At 25.0% G+C, this 1,120-nt stretch carries 1 protein-coding gene; it reads left to right on the top strand.

The window, feature by feature from the left end:
• The coding region (locus OC680_RS02230; protein WP_304515477.1) for a replication protein at window positions 1-1,113 on the top strand (1,113 nt) is incomplete at its 5' end.
• Window positions 1,114-1,120: the final 7 nt, after the last annotated feature.

Raw genomic sequence — 1,120 nt, 5'->3', positions numbered from 1 at the left:
TATAAAAATATTTTTATTGCTTATTTAGATGAAAAAGAAAGTTTTACTGAAAAAGATGTTAAAGAATTTTTTATTAATTTAATTAAAGATTATGATAATAAAATTAAATATTTAATTGTTGGAAAGAAACAAAAAAGAATTAATGTTTTATTAATGTTAGATAAAAGACCTTGTTTTGGAAAAACAAAAACTTTCAATTTAGTTATAAAAAAAAAAAAAGATCCTAAAGCGAACTTAACTTTAGAACCGATTAACATAGAGAAAACAATTTCTCCTCAAAGCATTTACGAGGATATTATAGCACAAAGTGAACAGGTTTGTGAAGATGGTATCCCAAGTTTTATTCAAGAAATATCTAGTAAAACTCGAAAAGAACAAAACGAAGAATATATTGATTACATGAATAGATTGAGGCCAGAATTTAATGAAGACAAAAAAATGAGTGTTGATGAAGCAAGAAAAATGACTTTTGATTTTTTATATAGAACCAAAAATTATATGGCTTGGGAAAGAGCTTCTACAGTTATGCAAGGAATAAAAGTTAATTTTGTTAGACCTAAAAGATTGTTTGATGTATTAGATATTAAAGGTTTAAACACTTTTAATTTAGACAATCCACAAGTTCAATTCATCATTAATCATATTAAAACTCAAATTCAAAGATTAAGAGATGGTCACAGAGCGATTAGTTTAATTATTGAAGGTATTACCAAAATAGGGAAAACAGAATTAATTTGGGCTATTTGTAAAGAACTAAACATTATTTTCAACTATATGAAGGGAAGAATTAATTTTAGTCGTAAAAGATATGATGACGAACAAGCCGAAATAGATATTTGGGATGACTTTCTAGCTAATTATTTAATTGAAAAAAAACTTTTAGAAAGTATTTTTGGAGGACAAATTGGCTTCACAGTAGAAACAGCTAAACATGAACCAGATAGAGATATTTTTAAGAAAAAATTAAATATCTTTATTTGTAATCCTCACAATTCTTTTCAAAAGTTTTTTGATAAAAACCCTGGTTATAAATCATATTTGGAAGATGAAAAAAGCGAAAATAATGCCATTTTCATGAAATTAGATGGCAAATTGTTATTTAAAAAAAGTTGAGAATAAG

Origin of the sequence: Candidatus Phytoplasma melaleucae (assembly GCF_030588185.1) — a bacterium.
Classification (GTDB): domain Bacteria; phylum Bacillota_I; class Bacilli_A; order Acholeplasmatales; family Acholeplasmataceae; genus Phytoplasma; species Phytoplasma melaleucae.
The sequence above is the reverse complement of the archived record's forward strand: the minus strand, read 5'-3'. Positions and strand labels throughout refer to the sequence as shown.